This window comes from Microcella daejeonensis (assembly GCF_026625045.1).
Classification (GTDB): Bacteria; Actinomycetota; Actinomycetes; order Actinomycetales; family Microbacteriaceae; genus Microcella; species Microcella daejeonensis.
Genome location: NZ_CP113089.1, coordinates 2373719 through 2393825 on the forward strand (window position 1 = coordinate 2373719; position 20107 = coordinate 2393825).

General features: G+C 71.4%; 14 protein-coding genes and 4 tRNA genes. 10 read left to right on the forward strand and 8 right to left on the reverse strand.

The genetic code is table 11. The features are described 5' to 3' along the window. Nucleotides 1-11 precede the first annotated feature (11 nt). Both OVN18_RS11470 and dxs read left to right on the forward strand, forming a co-directional pair. A complete protein-coding gene (locus tag OVN18_RS11470) occupies nt 12-2825 on the forward strand; it encodes an aconitate hydratase (protein ID WP_324287779.1) in 2814 nt (937 codons plus the stop codon). A 161-nt stretch (nt 2826-2986) separates the two neighbouring features. Then, the gene (gene dxs / locus OVN18_RS11475) at nt 2987-4975 is read left to right on the forward strand and encodes a 1-deoxy-D-xylulose-5-phosphate synthase (RefSeq protein WP_267780914.1); all 1989 of its coding nucleotides are present in this window, start codon (nt 2987-2989) and stop codon (nt 4973-4975) included. A 260-nt stretch (nt 4976-5235) separates the two neighbouring features. On the opposite strand, the gene OVN18_RS11480 is transcribed toward dxs, so the two are convergent. The 4 genes from OVN18_RS11480 to OVN18_RS11495 all read right to left on the reverse strand — a co-directional run bounded on the left by OVN18_RS11480 (nt 5236) and on the right by OVN18_RS11495 (nt 10686). Further along, nucleotides 5236-7395, reverse strand: coding sequence for a 3-hydroxyacyl-CoA dehydrogenase NAD-binding domain-containing protein (locus tag OVN18_RS11480; RefSeq protein WP_267780915.1), 2160 nt, complete (start codon nt 7393-7395; stop codon nt 5236-5238). Nucleotides 7396-7397: 2 nt separating this feature from the next. Next, the gene (locus tag OVN18_RS11485) at nt 7398-8522 is read right to left on the reverse strand and encodes a thiolase family protein (protein WP_407666040.1); all 1125 of its coding nucleotides are present in this window, start codon (nt 8520-8522) and stop codon (nt 7398-7400) included. Nucleotides 8523-8669: 147 nt separating this feature from the next. Next, a complete protein-coding gene (locus tag OVN18_RS11490; protein WP_267783027.1) occupies nt 8670-9878 on the reverse strand; it encodes an HRDC domain-containing protein in 1209 nt (402 codons plus the stop codon). Between the two features lie 211 nt (nt 9879-10089). After that, on the reverse strand, nt 10090-10686 hold the full coding sequence (locus OVN18_RS11495; protein ID WP_407666041.1) for a DUF3000 domain-containing protein: 597 nt from the start codon (nt 10684-10686) through the stop codon (nt 10090-10092). Between the two features lie 79 nt (nt 10687-10765). Here OVN18_RS11495 and OVN18_RS11500 point away from each other — a divergent pair, with 79 nt between their 5' ends. Then, nucleotides 10766-11968, forward strand: coding sequence for an alpha/beta hydrolase family protein (locus tag OVN18_RS11500; protein WP_267780917.1), 1203 nt, complete (start codon nt 10766-10768; stop codon nt 11966-11968). On the opposite strand, the gene OVN18_RS11505 is transcribed toward OVN18_RS11500, so the two are convergent. The 3 genes from OVN18_RS11505 to OVN18_RS11515 are packed head-to-tail and all read right to left on the reverse strand — an operon-like array spanning nt 11932 to nt 13994. Further along, nucleotides 11932-12654: a dihydrofolate reductase family protein gene (locus OVN18_RS11505; RefSeq protein WP_267780918.1), complete on the reverse strand. Its 723-nt coding sequence runs from the start codon at nt 12652-12654 to the stop codon at nt 11932-11934. The genes OVN18_RS11500 and OVN18_RS11505 overlap by 37 nt on opposite strands. Next, complete coding sequence (locus OVN18_RS11510) at nt 12651-13085, reverse strand: SufE family protein (RefSeq protein ID WP_267780920.1); 435 nt, start codon at nt 13083-13085, stop codon at nt 12651-12653. Before OVN18_RS11510 ends, OVN18_RS11505 begins: the two co-directional genes overlap by 4 nt. A gap of 9 nt (nt 13086-13094) precedes the next feature. After that, nucleotides 13095-13994, reverse strand: coding sequence for a sulfurtransferase (locus OVN18_RS11515; protein WP_267780921.1), 900 nt, complete (start codon nt 13992-13994; stop codon nt 13095-13097). A gap of 171 nt (nt 13995-14165) precedes the next feature. Here OVN18_RS11515 and zapE point away from each other — a divergent pair, with 171 nt between their 5' ends. From zapE to OVN18_RS11535, 4 genes are all read left to right on the forward strand, one after another. After that, on the forward strand, nt 14166-15197 hold the full coding sequence (gene zapE / locus OVN18_RS11520) for a cell division protein ZapE (RefSeq protein WP_267780922.1): 1032 nt from the start codon (nt 14166-14168) through the stop codon (nt 15195-15197). Nucleotides 15198-15323: 126 nt separating this feature from the next. Next, entirely contained in the window at nt 15324-16736 is a 1413-nt protein-coding gene (gene nhaA, locus OVN18_RS11525; RefSeq protein ID WP_267780923.1) for a Na+/H+ antiporter NhaA, read from the forward strand. A 194-nt stretch (nt 16737-16930) separates the two neighbouring features. Beyond that, on the forward strand, nt 16931-18196 hold the full coding sequence (locus OVN18_RS11530; RefSeq protein WP_267737170.1) for an ammonium transporter: 1266 nt from the start codon (nt 16931-16933) through the stop codon (nt 18194-18196). A 94-nt stretch (nt 18197-18290) separates the two neighbouring features. Beyond that, nucleotides 18291-19364: a hypothetical protein gene (locus OVN18_RS11535; RefSeq protein ID WP_267737171.1), complete on the forward strand. Its 1074-nt coding sequence runs from the start codon at nt 18291-18293 to the stop codon at nt 19362-19364. A gap of 69 nt (nt 19365-19433) precedes the next feature. Here OVN18_RS11535 and OVN18_RS11540 read toward each other — a convergent pair. Next, a tRNA-Val gene (locus OVN18_RS11540) sits at nt 19434-19509 on the reverse strand. A 163-nt stretch (nt 19510-19672) separates the two neighbouring features. Here OVN18_RS11540 and OVN18_RS11545 point away from each other — a divergent pair. From OVN18_RS11545 to OVN18_RS11555, 3 genes are all read left to right on the forward strand, one after another. After that, nucleotides 19673-19744, forward strand: a tRNA-Gly gene (locus OVN18_RS11545). A gap of 37 nt (nt 19745-19781) precedes the next feature. Further along, nucleotides 19782-19852, forward strand: a tRNA-Cys gene (locus OVN18_RS11550). Nucleotides 19853-19892: 40 nt separating this feature from the next. Beyond that, nucleotides 19893-19967, forward strand: a tRNA-Val gene (locus OVN18_RS11555). Nucleotides 19968-20107: the final 140 nt, after the last annotated feature.

A 20107-nucleotide genomic window follows, 5' to 3' on the forward strand; every position in this document is an offset into this window, starting at 1 on the left:
GAGACGGCGACGTGTCAGCAGTGAACAGCTTCGATTCGATGGACACCCTAGATGTCGGAGGCACCGAGTACCAGGTGTTCCGCATCGACAAGGTGGCGGGCTACGAGAAGCTCCCCTTCAGCCTCAAGGTCCTACTCGAGAACCTGCTGCGCACGGAGGACGGCAAGAACGTCACGGCTGAGCAGATCCGGGCCCTCGGCTCGTGGCAGCCGACGGCCGAGCCCGACACCGAGATCCAGTTCACGCCCGCGCGCGTCGTCATGCAGGACTTCACCGGCGTGCCCTGCATCGTCGACCTCGCCACCATGCGCGAGGCCGTCGCCGCCCTCGGCGGCGACCCGCACAAGATCAACCCGCTGGCGCCCGCCGAGCTCGTGATCGACCACTCCGTCATCGCCGACCTCTTCGGCTCGGCCAACGCGCTCGAGCGCAACGTCGAGATCGAGTACGAGCGCAACGGCGAGCGCTACCAGTTCCTGCGCTGGGGCCAGACGGCCTTCGACGACTTCAAGGTCGTCCCCCCGGGAACGGGCATCGTGCACCAGGTGAACATCGAGCACCTCGCGAAGGTCACCTACACGCGCACCGTCGACGGCGTGCTGCGCGCCTACCCCGACACCTGCGTCGGCACCGACTCGCACACCACGATGGTCAACGGCCTGGGCGTGCTCGGCTGGGGCGTCGGCGGCATCGAGGCCGAGGCCGCGATGCTCGGCCAGCCCGTGTCGATGCTGATCCCCAAGGTCGTCGGCTTCAAGCTCTCCGGGGCCATCCCCACCGGCGTCACCGCGACCGACGTCGTGCTGACGATCACCGACATGCTGCGCAAGCACGGCGTCGTCGGCAAGTTCGTCGAGTTCTACGGCGAGGGCGTCGCCTCGGTGCCGCTCGCAAACCGCGCCACCATCGGCAACATGAGCCCGGAGTTCGGCTCGACGGCGGCGATGTTCCCCATCGACGACGTCACCCTCGACTACCTGCGCCTCACCGGCCGCAGCGAGAGCCAGGTCGCGCTCGTCGAGGCCTACTCCAAGCTGCAGTCGCTCTGGCACGACCCGAGCACCGAGCCGGTGTTCAGCGAGTACCTCGAGCTCGACCTCGCCACCGTCGTGCCCTCGATCGCCGGCCCGCGCCGCCCGCAGGACCGCATCGTTCTCACCGAGGCCAAGTCCGCCTTCGAGACCGCGCTCGTGGACTACACCAGCCACGACCACTCCAAGGTCGACGCCGCCGTCGAGGGCACCTTCCCGGCCTCCGACCCGATCGGGCTCACCCCGCAGGACGAGGAGTCGGCCCACGAGCTCTCGCACCGCCACCGCTCGCACTCGCCCGCCACCGCCTCGGCCCCCATCGACGTCACGGTCGACGGCACCGAGTTCACCCTCGACCACGGTGCGGTCACGATCGCGGCGATCACCTCGTGCACCAACACCTCGAACCCCTCGGTCATGCTCGCCGCCGGGCTGCTCGCCCGCAACGCGGTGCAGCGCGGCCTTAAGGCCAAGCCCTGGGTGAAGACCACCCTCGCGCCGGGGTCGAAGGTCGTCACGGACTACTACGAGAAGGCCGGCCTCACCGACGACCTCGAGGCCCTCGGCTTCTACACGGTCGGCTACGGCTGCACGACGTGCATCGGCAACTCCGGCCCCCTCGCCGAGGAGATCTCGGCGGCCATCGCCGAGAAGGACCTCGCCGTCACCGCGGTGCTCTCGGGCAACCGCAACTTCGAGGGTCGCATCAACCCCGACGTGAAGATGAACTACCTCGCGAGCCCGCCGCTCGTCATCGCCTACGCGCTCGCCGGCTCGATGAACTTCGACTTCGAGAAGGATGCCCTCGGAACCGACGCGGACGGCGTCGAGGTCTTCCTCAAGGACATCTGGCCCGACGCGGCCGAGGTGCAGTCGACGATCGACTCCTCGATCGACACGGCGATGTTCGACACGCAGTACGCCTCGGTCTTCGAGGGCGACGAGCGCTGGCGCTCGCTCCCGACGCCCGCGGGCGCCACCTTCGAGTGGGACTCCGAGTCGACCTACGTGCGCAAGCCCCCGTACTTCGACGGCATGACCCTCGAGACCACGCCGGTCAGCGACATCGTCGGGGCCCGCGTGCTGGCCAAGCTCGGCGACTCGGTCACGACCGACCACATCAGCCCGGCCGGCTCCATCAAGGCCGACTCGCCCGCCGGCGCCTACCTGATGGAGCACGGGGTCGACCGCAAGGACTTCAACTCCTACGGCTCGCGCCGCGGCAACCACGAGGTCATGATCCGCGGAACCTTCGCGAACATCCGTCTGCGCAACCAGCTGCTCGACGGCGTCGAGGGCGGATTCACCCGCGACTTCACCGAGGCGGATGCCCCGCAGGCGTTCATCTACGACGCGAGCCAGCGCTACCAGGCCGCGGGCATCCCGCTCGTGATCCTCGCCGGCAAGGAGTACGGATCGGGCTCGAGCCGCGACTGGGCGGCGAAGGGCACGAGCCTGCTCGGCGTCAGCGCCGTCATCGCCGAGAGCTTCGAGCGCATCCACCGCTCGAACCTGATCGGCATGGGCGTCGTCCCGCTGCAGTTCCCCGCCGGCCAGTCGGCCGAGTCGCTGGGGCTCGACGGCACGGAGATCATCTCGATCTCCGGCATCGAGCAGCTCAACGAGGGCACGACGCCGAAGACCGTGCGCGTGACGGCCGCCCCGACGGCGCACTCCGCTGCGGGCAAGGCGCCGATCGAGTTCGACGCGGTCGTGCGCATCGACACCCCGGGCGAGGCGGACTACTACCGCAACGGCGGCATCCTGCAGTACGTGCTGCGCAGCCTCGTCTAGACGCCGCGCTGCGCGAAGGGCCCGATCGATGCGTCGATCGGGCCCTTCGGCATCCCTCCCGCCCCGACGGCATCCGCGTACAGCGGACACTCCGGCAACATCCAGTCATCGGGCGGCGGGGGAGCCCCGATCGGCCAGGCCTCCTGCCGTAGAGTGCTGGGATGGCACTGCTCGACAGCATCGACGGACCCCGCGATCTCGATCGCCTCAGCGATGAGGAGATGACGGAGCTCGCGGCGGAGATCCGCCGCTTCCTCGTCACCGAGGTCTCGAAGACGGGCGGCCACCTCGGCCCGAACCTCGGCGTGGTGGAGACGACCCTCGCCATCCATCGGGTGTTCGACTCGCCCCGCGATGCGATCGTCTGGGACACCGGGCACCAGTCGTACGTGCACAAGCTGCTGACCGGCCGCAAGGACTTCTCGCGCCTGCGCCAGAAGGGCGGCCTCGCGGGCTACCCGCAGCGCTCGGAGAGCCCGCACGACATCGTCGAGAGCTCGCACGCCTCGAGCTCGCTGAGCTGGGCCGACGGCATCTCGCGCGCGTTCACGATGACCGGGCAGGGCGATCGGCACGTCGTCGCCGTGGTCGGCGACGGAGCCCTCACCGGCGGCATGACCTGGGAGGCGCTGAACAACATCAGCGACGACAACAGCCGCAACCTCGTGCTCATCGTCAACGACAACGGGCGCTCGTACGCCCCCACGATCGGCGGCATGGCCCGCTTCCTCTCCGATGTGCGCACCCGCCGGTCCTACCGCCGGTTCCGCACCTCGACGGAGAGCTTCTTCGGTCACCTCGGCGCCCCCGGTCGCGCGCTCTACCGCGGGGTCCGCGGCGGCCTCCACGGCTTCCTCTCCCGGTTCAGCAACAACGAGGCGCTCTACTCGAACCTCGACATCAAGTACATCGGCCCCGTCGACGGCCACGACCTGCGCGATATGGAGCGGGCGCTGCGCCAGGCCAAGGAGTACGGCGCGCCGGTCATCGTGCACACCATCACTCAGAAGGGCCGCGGCTACGAGCCGGCTCTCGCGGATGTGGCCGACCAGTTCCACGCGGTCGGCCAGATCGACCCCGAGACGGGCGAGTCGGTCGAGACCTCCACCCGCCCCTCGTGGACGAGCGTGTTCTCGGAGGAGCTGGTGACCCTCGCCGACCGCGATGAGCGCATCGTCGGGATCACCGCGGCCATGCTGCGGCCCACCGGACTGCACAAGCTCGCGGAGAAGCATCCCGGACGGGTGCTCGATGTGGGCATCGCCGAGCAGCACGCGGTCACCTCGGCCGCCGGGCTCGCCTTCGGAGGCATGCACCCCGTCGTCGCGGTCTACGCCACCTTCATCAACCGCGCCTTCGACCAGGTGCTCATGGATGTCGCCCTGCACAAGGCCGGCGTCACCTTCGTGCTCGACCGCGCCGGCGTGACCGGTCCCGACGGGCCGAGCCACCACGGCATCTGGGATCTCGCGATCCTGCAGGTCGTGCCGAACATCCGCCTCGCGGCGCCGCGCGATGCGACCCGGCTGCGCGAGGAGCTCGCCGAGGCGGTCGCGGTGCAGGATGCTCCCACCGTGCTCCGCTTCTCGAAGGGCTCGGTCGGCACCGAGTTCGACGCGGTCCGGCGCACGGCCGACGGCGTCGACGTGCTGCGCGAGGCGCCGCACAAGGACGTGCTCATCGTCACGGTCGGTCCGATGGCCAAGCTCGGGCTCGACGTCGCGGAGCGGCTCGCCGCCCAGGGGATCGGTGCGACCGTGGTCGACCCGCGCTGGGTCGTGCCGGTGCCGCGCAGCATCATCGACCTCGCACGGGATCACCGCATCGTCGTGAGCATCGAAGACGGCATCCGCGTCGGCGGGATCGGCACGCGCATCCGACAGGATCTGCGCGCCGCCGGCGTCGACACCGCCGTGGACGAGCTGGGTCTGCCCGACGAGTTCCTCGACCACGCCAGCCGCGACGAGATCCTCGAGCAGGTCGGGCTCACGCCGCAGGCGATCGCCCGCGACCTCGTCGCCCAGGTGCTCGGCCGCCGTATCCCCGTCGCCCGACCGCTGCCCGGCGAGGACGCGGCCGAACTCGACGACTCCCGCCTCGCAGAGGGCACCGGTACCGCGGATCACGAGCAGGACGAGCGTCGGCGCTAGCCGCCCCGCCTCACGTCGTCCGGTCGGATGTCGAGCCGGCGGTGTCGTCGGGGCTGCGGCTGCCGCCCAGGCTTCTCACGCACGTCGGTCGTGCTGGAGAACCGCTCGGCCCCCGGCAGCTCGAGCAACGCTGATCGTGACGGCACCCCGGCGGGCACGTCGCCGCGCAGCCGCTCCGGACCGTCGGGCTCACGACCGACGACGGCCCCCGCCCTCCCTCAGGAAGGCGGGGGCCGTCGCGATGCGGGAACCCGGTTGATTCAGCCGACGCCCTGGATGCGGGGGTCGTGGAAGGTGGCGCCGAAGACGCGCTCCGACGCGCCGACGCGATCCAGGAAGGGCGTGACGCCGCCCATCTGGAACGGCCAGCCCGCACCGAGGATCATGCAGAGGTCGATGTCCTCCGCCGCACTCACCACGCCCGATTCGAGCATCCGGTGGATCTCGTCGGCGAGGCCGTCCTCGAGGCGCGCCGTGAGCTCCGCCACGGTCGAGGGGCGGGCGCCCTCCGGCCGGTGCTTCGCGACGATCTTGACGGCCTTCTTGTCGATCCCGGTGGGGTTACCCTTCCCGTCCTTCTCCAGCAGCACGCCCGCCTCGGCGAGCTCGTGGAGCGCCGCGGAGGGGAAGAACCGCTCGGGGAAGGCCGCGTGGTGGGTGTCGAGCACATGAGCGCCCACCTTGAGACCGACGAGGTCGAGCAGGACGAACGGATCCATCGGCAGACCGAAGTGGCGCTGAGCCGCGACGACGTCCTCGAAGGGCGTGCCGTTCTCGACCGCGTGCATCGCCTCGCCGAGCAGCTTGGCGAGGATGCGGTTGACGACGAAGCCGGGGGAGTCGGCGGTGATGACGGCGTTCTTGCGCAGCTTCTGCGCCACCCCCATCGCCGTGGCGAGGGTCGCGTCATCGGTGGCCGGCGCGTTGACGACCTCGATGAGCGGCATGACGGCCACCGGATTGAAGAAGTGGAAGCCGACGACCCTCTCGGGGTGCTTCAGCTCCGCGCCGATCTGCTCGACCGAGAGCGAGGAGGTGTTCGTCGCGAGCACGGCCTCGGGCGAGACGTGCTGCTCGATCTCGGCGAAGACGGCCTGCTTGATCGAGAGCTCCTCGAACACGGCCTCGATCACCCAGTCGCAATCGGCGAAGTCGGCCTTGTCGACGGTGCCCGAGAGCAGCGCGCGCAGGCGGTTCGCCTCGTCGGAGTCGAGTCGGCCCTTCTGCTGCAGCTCGTCGAGCTCGCCGTGGATGTAGGCGAGGCCCTTGTCGACGCGCGCCTGGTCGAGGTCGGTGATGATCACCGGCACCTGCAGGCGGCGCAGGAAGAGCAGCGCGAACTGGCTGGCCATGAGACCCGCGCCGAGCACGCCGACCTTCGTCACGGGCTTCGCGAGCGCCTTGTCCGGCGCTCCCGCGGGGCGCTTCGCCCGCTTCTGCACGAGGTTGAAGGCGTAGATGGATGCCCGGAACTGGTCGCCCGAGATGAGCTCGCCGAGCGCCTCGTCCTCGGCGGCGAAGCCCTGCGCCTTGGTGCTCGACTTCGCGGCCTTGAGCAGATCGAGAGCGACGTAGGGGCTCTTCGCGACCGTGCCGATGCGCTTCTCGAGCATCTTGCGGGCGATGCCGATCGCGGCATCCCACTTGACGGCGCGCTCGAGCTTGCCGGGCTCGTTCGCCCGCTTGACCTTGGTGCGTCCGGCGATCACGCCGTCGGCCCAGCGGATCGAGTCCTCGAGGAAGCTCGCGGAGTCGAACATCGCGTCGGCCATGCCCAGTTCGAACGCCTGGGGCGCCTTGAGCATCCGGTTGTTCTTCAACGGGTTCTCGATGACGACCTTCAGGGCGTTCTCGATGCCGATGAGGTTGGGCAGCAGCCAGGCGCCGCCCCAACCGGGGATGATCCCGAGGAAGACCTCGGGCAGCGCGATGCCGGCCGCGTTGCGGTCGATCGTGCGGTAGTCGGCGTTGAGGGCGACCTCGACGCCGCCGCCGAGCGCGAGCCCGTTGATGAAGACGAACGAGGGCACCCCGAGCTCGCCGAGCTTGCCGAGCGCGTAGTGACCGAGCTGGGCCATCGCGACGCCCGCCTCACGGCTCGGGATGTCGCCGACCTTCGAGAGGTCGGCCCCGGCCGCGAGGATGAACGGCTTGCCGGTGACGGCGACCGCCGCGATCTCGCCGCGGGCGGCGCGGGCCGCCTGGTCGTCCATGACGCGGGCGAACTGGAGCAGCCCCTGCGGGCCGAGCGTGCTGGGGCGGGTGTGGTCGCGGCCGTTGTCGAGGGTGACGAGCGCGAGCACGCCGCCGCTCGGCACCGGCACGTCGCGCACGTGGGAGTGCGTGACCACCTCGTCGTCGCTGAGGGCGAGCAGGCTGTCGAACTGGCCGACCGAGTACTGGCTGATGGCGCTGGCCATGGTCACTTCTTTCCCTTGTAGTGCGGGTTCTCCCAGATGACGCTGCCGCCCTGGCCGAGGCCGACGCACATGGCCGTGAGGCCGTAGCGCACGTCGGGTCGCTCCTCGAACTGGCGGGCGAGCTGGATCATCAGCCGCACGCCCGAGCTGGCCAGGGGGTGGCCGACGGCGATCGCGCCGCCCCAGGGGTTGACGCGCGGGTCGTCGTCGTCGATGCCGAAGTGGTCGAGCAGGCTCAGCACCTGCACCGCGAAGGCCTCGTTGAGCTCGAAGAGCCCGATGTCATCGATCGTCAGGCCGGCCTTGCGCAGCGCCTTCTCGGTCGAGGGGATCGGTCCGATGCCCATGACCTCGGGGGCGACGCCGGCGAAGGCGAAGCTCACCATGCGCATCTTGACCCCGAGACCGAGCTCCTTCGCGGCCTCGGCGCTCGCGAGCAGGCTCACGGTCGCGCCGTCGGTGAGCGGCGAGGCGTTGCCGGCGGTCACACGGCCGTGGGGGCGGAACGGGGTCTTCAGCGTCGCGAGGCCCTCCATGGTCGTACCCGGGCGCAGACCCTCGTCCTGCGTGGCGAGACCGTAGCCCTGCTCGCTGCGGAGGGCGACGGGGATGAGGTCGGGCTGGATCTTGCCCGCCTCGTAGGCGGCGGCGACCTTCTGCTGGCTGCGCATGCCGAAGCGGTCGGAGCGCTCCTTGGTGAGCTGGGGGAAGCGGTCGTGCAGTCGCTCGGCGGTCATGCCCATGTTGAGGGCGTCACCGCTCACGAGCTTCTCGGCGAGGAATCGCGGGTTCGGATCGGCATCCAGCCCCATCGGGTGGCGGCCCATGTGCTCGACGCCGCCGGCGATGGCGACGTCGTAGGCACCGAACGCGATGCCTCCGGCGACCGTCGTGGCCGCCGTCATGGCGCCCGCGCACATGCGATCGATCGCGTAGCCGGGAACCGACATCGGCAGGCCCGCGAGGATCGCGGCGGTGCGGCCGAGCGTGAGGCCCTGGTCGCCCTGCTGGGTCGTCGCGGCGATCGCGACATCGTCAATGCGCTCCTTCGGCAACGAGGGGTTGCGCTCGAGCAGACCGATCATCGCCTTCACGATGAGATCATCGGCGCGGGTGCCCCAGTACATCCCCTTCTCGCCTGCACGTCCGAACGGGGTACGAACCCCATCCACGAATACGACTTCGGCTCGATCGGCCACTCTGCCTCCCTCTCTCGGACAACGCCCGCCAGCCTAGGAGGCCCCCAGCGCGCGGCAGGCTTCGTGTGCTCAACCCTACGAAGGGGTCTCCGCGGCCTCGTCCGGGCCTTGGGCCGCATCGACAAAGGCACGGGCGATCACCTGTGCTGTTGCGTCAATCTGCCACGCTCGCGCACCGAGCTCCGAGAGAGCGGCCGCGATGGAGTCGGCGTCGATCTCGGCGGGCGGATTCCAGGCCAGCCGGCGCAGGTGGTCGGGCGTCAGAAGGTTCTCGAGCGGGATCGTGCGGGCCTCGCCGACCGCGGCGACCGCGGGCTTCGCGATCTTCAGCCGTCGGTCGGCCTCGGGGTTGCGGTCGGCCCACGACCGCGGGGGCGGGATGGTCTCCTCACCCGAGCGCAGCACCGGCAGATCAGCGGTAGTGCGGCCGGTCTCGATGGCGGCCCACCAGCGGTCGAGCTGCGAGCGGCTCGCCCGCCCGTGGAAGCCCTGCAGCGCCGCGAGCTCGCGCTTGCTCGTCGCCGCGGACCGGGCCGCGACGATGATCGAGGCGTCGGGGAGCAGACGGCCCGGCGCGCTGTCGATCTCGCGCGCGTAGGCGTCGCGCGCGAGCCAGAGCTCGCGGGCGACCGCCAGGGCGCGCTGCCCGCGCACGGTGTGCAGGCCGGAGAGGCGGCGCCAGGGCTCGGCCTTCGGCTCGGGAGCCGAGCGGGAGAGCACCGCGGCGAACTCTTCGGCGGCGAGCTCCGCTTTGCCGTCGGCCTCCAGGCGGGCGGCGATCGCATCGCGCACGTCCACCAGCAGCTCGACGTCGAGCGCCGCGTAGGTCAGCCAGGAGGCCGGCAGCGGTCGCGTGGACCAGTCGGCTGCCGAGTGCTCCTTCGCCAGGTGCAGCCCCAGGGTCTCCTCGACCACGGCGCCGAGACCCACTCGGGGCAGGCCCGCGAGGCGCGCTCCAAGCTCGGTGTCGAAGAGGCTGCGGGGTTCGAGGTCGAGCTCGCGCAGGCAGGGGAGATCCTGGCTGGCCGCGTGCAGCACCCACTCCTCGCCGCCGATCGCCTCCTGCAGCTCGGAGAAGTCGCCGACGGCGGGGGGATCGAACATGAAGGTGCCGGAGCCCCGGCGGAAGACCTGGATGAGGTAGGCCCGCTGGGAGTAGCGGAAGCCGCTCGCGCGCTCAGCATCCACCGCCACCGGGCCGTGGCCGGCACGCAGCGCGGCGACCGCGTCGAGGTAGTCCTCGCGCGTCTCGATGACGAACGGCGGGCTCGCGGGAACGGCCATCGGCAGGGGAGCCCGCTCGTCGTCGGCGGGCGAGGCGGGGGAGCCGGGAGCGGCCGGGGAGTCGACGGTCGTCACAGCGCCGCGCTCGGCGGCGGACCCGGTGGTCGGCGGCACGGCCGGTTCGCCGACCTCCGCCGGGTCGGGCGTCGCGGGTCGACCGGGCAGGCGCGCACGGGCAGACTCGGGCACTTCGAAGGGATCGGGGATCGGGTCAGGCACGGGGGCTCCGTCGTCGGGGGAGGGTCACGACGCCCTCGGGGGAGGGCGGGTAGCCGGCGACCATGCACAACAGCTCGGCCCACCCCTCCACGTGCGCCGCGAGGTCGTCGTCGAGCGGGGTCCACGAGGCGCGCAGCTCGATCTGGGCTCCGCTGCCCTGGGAGGCGAGCTCGCCGTAGCCGGTCGAGAGGATGCGCGTGGCGGTGCCGCTCGCCGCGGTGTACCGAGCGCCGCGATCGGCGAGAGCGTCGGTGAGCCAGGCCCAGGCCACGTCGGCCACGAAGGGGTCGAGACCGATGTCGTTCTCGAGGGGCGCCTGCGCGAGGCACACGATGCGCATCGGGCCGCCCCAGCCCTCGGGGGAATCGGGGTCGTAGAGCAGGATGAGCCTGCCCGTGCCGAGGTCGGCGTCGTCGGCGTGACGCGCGGGGTTGACGTCGGCGGCGAGGGCGTGGGCGTAGGGGGCGAGTCCCGTCGGCGCCGGGATCGTCGTGACGACCAGCTCGGCCCGCGGCGTCGCGGCGTCGAGCGACGCGACGAGGGCCGCGAACACGGCCGCGGGGTCGATGGCGACGGGAGAGGCGGGCACGTGTGCAGACTAGGAGCAGTTGCTAGGTTCGTCGCGTGAGACTCGCCGGGCCACCCGCACCCGCGCTGGTGCGCGCCCGATGAGCGCCGCCTCGAACGCGCGCGCGGCCCTGCTGGTCGGGGCGCTCGCGCTGGGGACCGCAGCGGCGGCAGCGGCGGCGACGGCGGCGATCGCGGTCGGCATGGCGCGGAGGGTCGTGACGCCGGCGGTGCGGCGCGAGGAGGACGTCGCGATCCTCGCGGCGGACGTCGATGCCGGATGGATCAGGCTCGCCCGCACCCCCGATACGGTCGTGCCCGGCCGGTACGGCCTCTGGTTCGCCGGTGGCTCCGGTCACGCTCGCATCGGCCGGGTGCTCACGACGACGTCGACGACCGTGACCCGCCTACTGGAGAGCGTGCAGATCGGGCGCCTCGAGGATGCCCGCCGCGGCCGCTGGGGCGCCTGGTACCACCTCGTCCCCGCCGATCTCGGGCTCGACGCCGACGAGCTGGACGTCATGACCGAGCTCGGGCCCGCCCCCGCCTGGGCCGTGCATCCGGCGACCGGGCCGTCGACCGACTGGGTCATCCAGGTGCACGGTCGGGGCGTCACCCGCTCGGAGGGCCTGCGCGCCCTCCCCGTCTTCCGCCGCGCCGGCTTCTCGAGCCTGCTCATCAGCTACCGGAACGACGGCCTCGCACCGCCGAGCGCCGACCGCCGCTACGCCCTCGGCCTCGAGGAGTGGCGCGACGTGGAGTCGGCGGTGGCCGAGGCGATGCGGCGGGGCGCCCGGCGCATCGTCATCATGGGCTGGTCGATGGGCGGCGCGATCGCGCTCCAGTTCCTGACCCGGTCACCGCTCGCGCGCCACGTCATCGGCGCCGTTCTCGAGTCGCCCGTCGTCGACTGGCGCACGGTCCTCCGCTTCCACGCCGCGCTCTCCGGTCTTCCCCGGCCCGTCGGCGAGATCGCGCTCGGCGTGCTCGGATCGGCCGGTGCGCGCCCCTTGCTCGGCACGGGCGCCCCGATCGATCTGCGGGAGCTCGACCTCGTCGCCCGCGCCGACGAGCTCGCCGTGCCGCTGCTGCTGCTGCACAGCGACGACGACGGCTACGTGCCGGCGGAGGCCTCGCTCGCCCTCGCCGCCGCTCGGCCCGACATCGTGACGCTCGAGCGCTTCGCCGTCGCCCGGCACACCAAGCTCTGGAACGTCGACCCGGTGCGCTGGGAGGCGGTCATCGCCCGGTGGCTCCGGGCTCGCGGTCAGGAGGACGCGGAGACCCTCGACCAGCGCGCGTAGGCGAGGCCGTCGGCGTCGACGAGCAGCTGGGTGCGCTGCCAGGGGGTGAGAGGGGCATCCCCGCCGCCGAGGAGGGGCAGCGCGCGGCCCCCGAGTCGCGGGGTCGTCGTGAGGCACAGCTCATCGAGGAGGTCCGCGTCGAGCAGCGCGCGGATGACGGAGGGGCCGCCCTCCGCCACGAGCGAGCGGAACCCGAGCTCGCGCAGGGACCCCACCGCCTGGGCGATCGAGAACCCGGTCTCGTCGACGATCTCGATGCGGTGGGGGAGGGCCGCGAGGGATGCCCGCGCGCGCTCGGCCCCCGCGAGCGTGGTCAGTACGACGACGGGAGCGGCGCCCTCGCGCGGCTCGAGGCGATGACCGGCGAGATCTCCGCTCGCCGTGACGATGGCGAGCGGCGCGCGGGAGGGCAGGCGGTACCCCTCCACCCGCACCGTGCCGGCCCCGACGAGCACGGCGTCGGCCGACTCGCGGATGACGCCGAGGATCATGCGATCGGTGCGGCTGCTGAGGGAGTCGGACCCGCCGTCACCGCCGGCCGCCCGGCCGTCGATGGTGACGACGAGGTTGCACCGGATGCCCTCCGCGTCCCGCGGCGCGTACCACTCGAGCAGCCGATCCCGAGCCCCCGGCGCCTCGACGTCGAGCTCGTCGCCCGGTGCCGGCAGCAGCCGATGAAGGATCACGCCGCGGTCTTCTCGCGCACCTGGCGCTTGATGCGGCCGAGCATCCCGGTCATGCCCCGCAGGCGCAGCGGGCTGACCGCCGTGGTGAGCCCGAGATCGAAGGCGAAGTCGTCGGGCACGGCGAGGACGGCCGCCGCGTCGAGACCCGAGAGCCCCTGCACGAGGATCGAGGCGAAGCCCCGGGTCGTCGGCGACTCGGCCGGCGCCGTGGCGTGCACGGCGACCGTGCCGTCGTCCACCGCCACGAAGAGGAACACGGGCGACTGGCACTCCTCGACGCGCTCGAGCAGCTCGGGCCGGTCGCGGTACTCCTCCGGCAGCTCGGGCAGCTCGTTCGAGAACTCGAGCAGCAGCTGCAGCCTGTCCTTCTCGGTCAGGGCGAGGAAGTCCTCGCGGGTCTCGGCGAGGGCGGGGGGCAGGTCGACGGTCACGGCGCCAGGCTATCGAGCGGGAGCGTCGCCGGGCTCGGTGCCCGTCGTGATGGGGACGCGCACGGCGCTGCCCCACTCCGTCCACGAGCCGTCGTAGTTGCGCACCTTCTCGACGCCCAGCAGGTGGGTCAGCACGAACCAGGTGTGGCTCGAGCGCTCGCCGATGCGGCAGTAGGCGATGACGTCGTCCGCGTCGCCGACGCCCGCCTCGTCGCGGTAGATCGCCGACAGCTCGTCGAGCGGGCGGAAGGTGCCGTCCTCGTTCGCGGCGCGGCTCCACGGCACGCTGCGCGCGGTCGGGATGTGCCCGGCGCGGAGCGTCCCCTCCTCGGGGTAGGCGGGCGCGGTGGTGCGCTGGCCGCTGTACTCCTCAGGGCTGCGCACGTCGATGAGCGGCTTGCCGAGGTGGTCGAGCACGTCCTCCTTGAAGGCGCGGATGCTCTCATCGCGCCGCTCGACGACGGGGTACTCGGTCGGGGCGGGCGCCGGGGCGTCCGTCGTGATGGCGCGGCCCTCGGCGATCCAGCGGTCGCGGCCGCCGTCGAGCAGTCGAACGTCATCGTGGCCGAACAGCGTGAACACCCACAGCGCGTAGGCCGCCCACCAGTTGCTCTTGTCGCCGTAGATCACGACGGTCGAGTCGCGGGCGATGCCCTTCGCGCTCATGAGCGCCGCGAACTGCGCGCCGTCGATGTAGTCGCGCATGACCGGGTCGTTGAGCTCCGTGTGCCAGTCGACCTTCACCGCGCCGGGGATGTGCCCGACCTCGTAGAGCAGTACGTCCTCGTCGGACTCGACGACGACGAGACCCTCGGTACCGAGGTGCTGCTCGAGCCAGTCGGTCGAGACGAGGCGCTCGGGGTGGGCGTAGCCCTGGAACTTCTTCGTGCTGTCGACGGGGATCGTCATGGCGCTTCTCCTGGCTCGTCGGCGTCCGGACGGGACGGCGGGGGATCGTGGCATCGAGGGGCGGGCCCCCGGTTATCCTGGGAGCGACCGCGCCCGACGAATCTACGCACTCCGGCTGGGCGCCGACCACGATCCGGCACTGATGCGCCGCACCCGAGGAGCTCGACACCGGTGGATTCCGCGACGACCGCACTGCGCCTGATCGACCGCAACCCGGGTCTCGCCGCCGCCGAGCTGCTCAAGCACCTGGCCCCGCCGCCGCAGTTCGCCAGCGCCAGCCTCGAGAACTACGTGCCCGACCCCGCGCATCCCTCGCAGGCGGAGGCCGTCGAGGCGGTGCGGCGGTTCGCCGACGGCGTGCCGGACGCGCCCGCAACCGGGCTCGCCGGGCTGTTCCGCCGCAAGGCCCCGGTGGTGGTCGACAAGCCGGGCATCTACCTCGACGGCGGCTTCGGCGTCGGCAAGACCCACCTGCTCGCCGCCCTATGGCACCGCACGTCGGGCCGCAAGTACTTCGGCACCTTCATCGAGTACACGGCCCTGGTCGGCGCGCTCGGCTACGCGCACGCCGTCGAAGCGCTCTCCGGCGCCCGCCTGATCGCGATCGACGAGTTCGAGCTCGACGACCCCGGCGACACCATGGTGATGTCGCGCCTGCTGGGGCAGCTCGTCGCCGGGGGCACCCGCATCGCCGCCACCTCGAACACGCCGCCGCACGCCCTCGGCGAGGGCCGGTTCGCCGCTCAGGACTTCCTCCGCGAGATCACCGCTCTCGCCGATCGCTTCGACATCTTCCGCATCGACGGCGACGACTACCGCAAGCGCGATATCGAGGGGCATGCCGTGGCGCTCGACGAGGGGGCCTTCACCGATCGCATGCGGCTCGAGACGGCGCGCGGCACGGCGACCGTCGACGACTTCGCCGCCGTGCTCCACCACCTCTCCTCGGTGCATCCGAGCCGGTACATCGGGCTCATCGACGGGCTCACGGCGATCGGACTGCGGGACGTCGCGGTCCTCCGCAACCAGACCGATGCCCTCCGGCTCGTGGCTCTCGTCGACCGCCTCTACGACGCGCAGATCAGGATCGTCGCGACGGGGGTGCCGCTCGACCGGATCTTCACCGAGGACATGCTGTCGGGCGGCTACCGCAAGAAGTACCTGCGCGCGGTCTCGCGCATGATCGCCCTCACCACCGCCTGATCGGCGTTCAGGGGATGCTCGTCCGCCCCCGGTAGACTTCTCAGCAAGGAGCGCCGGGAAGTCTGGTCGGCCCCTCGGCGAGAAGCCGAGCGGAACCGCACCGTCGACCTCTCCCGAAGGACTCCCATGACGCCCTCCCCGCCTCCCGCCGACGCTCCCGTCTCGCCCGGATCGGATTCGCCCGAGGCCGTGCCGGTCGCATCCCCGCCCTCCGATTCCTCGGACGGCGCGGAGCGCTACCGCGAGACCCTCTGGATCGAGCAGATCCTCCGCAAGGAGACGGTCGGCGGGGTCCTCCTGCTGCTCGCCACGGTCGCGGCGGTGGCGCTGGCCAACTCCCCGGTCGCCGCGGCGTACTTCGACCTGCGCGACACCTACGTGAGCGTGGGGTTCGGCGACGCGGTCTTCGAGATCTCCGTCGGGCATCTGGCCGCCGACGGTCTCCTCGCGATCTTCTTCTTCCTCGCCGGCCTCGAGCTCAAGCGCGAGTTCGTCGCCGGCTCGCTGCGCGACCCGCGGCTCGCCCTCGTACCCGTCGCCGCCGCCTTCGGCGGTGCGGCCGTCCCCGCACTGCTCTTCCTCGCCATCAACGCCGCTCAGGGACCGGAGGTGCTGCGCGGCTGGGCCATCCCGCTCGCCACCGACATCGCCTTCGCCCTCGCCGTGCTCGCCGTCGTGGGCACGAGCCTGCCGATCGCGATGCGCACCTTCCTGCTGACGCTCGCCGTCGTCGACGACCTCATCGGCATCACCGTCATCGCCTTCTTCTACACGGACGACCTGCAGCCGGCGTACCTCGTGGCGGCACTCGTGGTGCTGGCGCTGTTCGGGCTCATCGCGCAGCGGTACCAGGAGCTGTTCCGGTTGCGGTCGACCGCGGCCCTGGCCATCCTCGCCCCCATCGGGATCGTGGTGTGGTTCCTCATGTACTCCTCCGGCGTCCACGCCACGGTCGCGGGCGTGCTGCTCGCCTTCACCGTGCCCGTGCTCGCGCGCGGCGGCGAGGAGGACGGCCTCGGCGGCCACGAGGGACTCGCCGAGAAGTTCGAGCACGGCCTGCGCCCCATCTCGGCGGGCTTCGCCGTCCCCGTGTTCGCCTTCTTCTCCGCCGGTGTCGCCGTCGGCGGTCTCGAGGGCCTGGGGGAGGCCATCGCCTCGCCCGTCGCCATCGGCATCGTCGTCGGGCTCGTGGTGGGCAAGACCGTCGGCATCACGGCGGCATCCTGGCTCGTCACCCGGCTCCCGGGCGTCTCCCTTCCGCGCGGCGTCGCCTGGATCGACGTCATCGGGCTCGCCATGCTCGCCGGCATGGGCTTCACCGTGTCGCTGCTGATCAGCGAGCTGAGCTTCGGGCAGGGCACGGCGCTCGACGACGTTGCCAAGGTGGGCATCCTGCTGGGATCGCTCCTCGCCGCCGTCGCGGCCTCCGTGCTGCTGTCGGCCCGCAATCGGCATTACCGTCGGCTCCGCGCCGAGGAGGAGCAGGACTCGGACGGCGACGGCGTTCCCGACATGTACTCCGGTTCAGCGGCGTCATAGGCGATCGGTGGATGCCCGAAACCGGATGTTTACATCGGGCCCCGTCGCGTAACACTCGGGAAACACGCCGACACTTCTCCCGAAACCTCTCGCACTGACACTGAGGAAGCGCCCGACCTCGTCGGGGGATCCACGACCCGATTGTCGGATCCCCGAGCCGGGCCGTCCTTCCCACGGTACAAGAGAGGTTCGACATGGATCAGGGCAACACCGCCTTCCTCCTGTTCGCCGCAGCACTCGTCCTGCTCATGACTCCCGGTCTCGCGTTCTTCTACGGAGGACTCGTCAAGGCCAAGAGCGTGATCAGCATGATGATGCTCAGCTTCGGAGCGATGGCCCTCATCGGGGTCCTCTGGGTGCTCTACGGCTACGCGATCACGTTCTCCAACGAGGGCGTCGGCGGCTTCGTCGGCCTCGACGGCATCCTCGGCGTCGACACCGCGGAGTTCGGCCTCGCCGGCGTGTACGCCGAGGCGGGCGACCCGCAGGGCGGGTTCCCCCTGATCGCCTTCGCGGCGTTCCAGGCGACCTTCGCCATCATCACGGTCGCGCTCATCTCCGGCGCGATCGCCGACCGCGCGAAGTTCGGCGCGTGGATGGTCTTCGCGGGCGTCTGGGCGACCCTCGTCTACTTCCCCGTCGCCAGCTGGGTGTTCAACTTCACGCTCGGCGAGGACGGCAGCGTCGTCGACGGCGGGTGGATCGCCTACACGGTGGGCGCGATCGACTTCGCCGGCGGTACCGCGGTGCACATCAACGCCGGAGCGGCGGCGCTCGCGCTGGCCCTCGTCCTCGGCAAGCGCATCGGCTTCGCCAAGGGCGCCCACGTGCCCCACAACCCGCCGTTCGTGCTCCTCGGCGCCGGTCTGCTCTGGTTCGGCTGGTTCGGGTTCAACGCCGGCTCGGAGCTCGCGGCCGACGGCATCGCCGCCATCGCCTTCATGAACACGATCGCCGCTCCGGCCGCCGCGATCATCGGCTGGCTCATCATCGAGAAGATCAAGGACGGCAAGGCGACCTCGGTCGGCGCCGCCTCGGGTGCCGTCGCCGGCCTCGTCGCGATCACCCCGGCCTGCGCGGTGCTGACCCCGTTCTGGGCGATCGTGCTCGGCCTGCTGGCCGGCGTGCTGTGCGCCCTCGCGGTCGACCTCAAGTTCAAGCTCGGCTTCGACGACTCGCTCGACGTCGTGGGCATCCACCTCGTCGGCGGCCTCATCGGCACCCTCTACATCGGCCTGCTGGGCGAGGGCGTCGGCCTGTTCTTCGGCTTCGGCGCCGAGCAGCTGGGCAAGCAGGCCATCGCCGCCTTCGCGGTGATGATCTACTCCTTCGTGATCGCCTACGTGATCGGCTTCGCCATCGAGAAGACCATGGGCTTCCGGGTGACGCAGGAGGACGAGCTCGCGGGCATCGACCCCGTCGTGCACGGCGAGGAGGGCTACGTGCTCGAGACCCGCTGATCGGTCTCTCGCACCACCGCGGCGGGGCGCTACTCTTCCCACAGAGAGCAGCGCCCCGCCTTCGTCTGCCCGCCGTCGAGCACGAGGAGGATCGATGAGCGATCCGGCACTCCAGCTCCTCTGCGCCGCCCTGGTCCTCCTCGCGCCGATCGGCATCGCCCTGGTCCTCCCGACCGGCCGTACGAGCCGGATCGCCGTGGCCGCCCCGGCGGGGGTCGTCGGCGCGGGTGCTCTCGCGATCACGGCGGCACTCGGCGGCGGGATCCCCGACCCCTCGGCACGAGCGCTGGACGCCGCCATGGCAGGGTCGATCGCGGCCGTTGTCGCCATGCTCGCCGTCCCTCGGCTCGGCCGGGCGGGCGGCGCGGTCTTCGGTGCCGGCTACGGGATCCTCATCAGCCCCGTCGTCTTCCCCGCCGTCCTGGGGGAGTACCCGACCGTCATCGCGACGCTGTTCGGCGCGGTCGACTACGCCGGTGTCCTCGCCACGCACATCGCGCCCGCGGGCGCGCTCCTCGTCGTCGCCGTGCTCCCCGCTCGCGTCGAGGTGCGCGCGACCGACCCGATCCGCTGGGGCAGGGCGTCGCTCGGCGCGGGCATGGTCGCGATCGGGGCGCTCGGCTGGTTCGTCGGCGTGGAGCGGGTCGTGGACGAGCTCTCGGCCCGCATCCTCGGCAACGGCGCCCTCGGGCTCGCCCTCGCCGTCATGGCATGGCTGGTCATGGAGCGCATCCGCTGGGCTCGGTCGACGCCGCTCAGCCTCGTCTCCGGGGTCATGGCGGGGTGGGCCGCCATCGGCATCGGCGCGCCGTTCCTCGCGCCCGTCGGACTGGTCGCCGTCGCGCTCATCAGCGGGCTCGCGGCGGGCGCCGCGCGCGGCGACAACCGCAGGAATCCGCCAGGAGCGTCAGCGGGGGCATCCCTCGCTGTCATCACGGCGGTGCTGGTCGGCGGCGTGATGACCTCGCTGCTCGCCGACGGCTTCGGACTCGCCGCGACGGGCACGCTCGTCCTCACGGCAGCTCAGATCGGTGCCGTTCTCGGGGTCGTGATCGCGAGCGCGGTGCTCGCCCTCCCGTGCTGGGCCGTCGCCGCGATCGCGCGAAGACTGGCGGTGCCGGTGGATGCCCGGCGACGAGCCCACCCGACGACGACGAGCTCTGGCTGAGAACGACCGGCGACCCGCGAGCGTCAGCCCGCGGGGGTGCGTTCGCATGAAAGTGCCGCGCGGTCAATATGGTGGGCGATACCGGACTCGAACCGATGACCTCTTCCGTGTGAAGGAAGCGCGCTACCAACTGCGCCAATCGCCCGTCGAGAACCATCCTGCCATATTCGGCGGGCGCTCCGCGCACGCGGAGGTGGTGCGCGGAGGCGGGCGGACCCCGCCCGGGGACACGCCCGGTCCGCTCGGTTTGGCATCCCCATCTCGGGTCGGCTATGGTTTCAACGCACGCCGGAAACGGCGAGCGAAATGCGGATGTGGCGCAGTGGTAGCGCATCACCTTGCCAAGGTGAGGGTCGCGAGTTCGAATCTCGTCATCCGCTCGAGTAGGGCCTCGCGGCAGCGCGGGGCCCCGCCCACGGTGGCGTGGCCGAGAGGCGAGGCAGCGGCCTGCAAAGCCGTGCACACGGGTTCGAATCCCGTCGCCACCTCATCGCTGCCATGCACCACGGCAGCACCCCATCACCCGATGGGCGATTGGCGCAGCGGTAGCGCGCTTCCCTGACACGGAAGAGGTCACTGGTTCGATCCCAGTATCGCCCACCACCAGGCCCCCGGTACTCCCGGGGGCCTTTCGTGTCAGAACCGCCAGAACAGGGTCGGTCGCGCCCGTGCGGGTGCCGTCGCTTCCGGCGATCGCGGCGCAGCGGAGATCCCCGGCGAGTGCGCGCGGCGACCGATCTGTC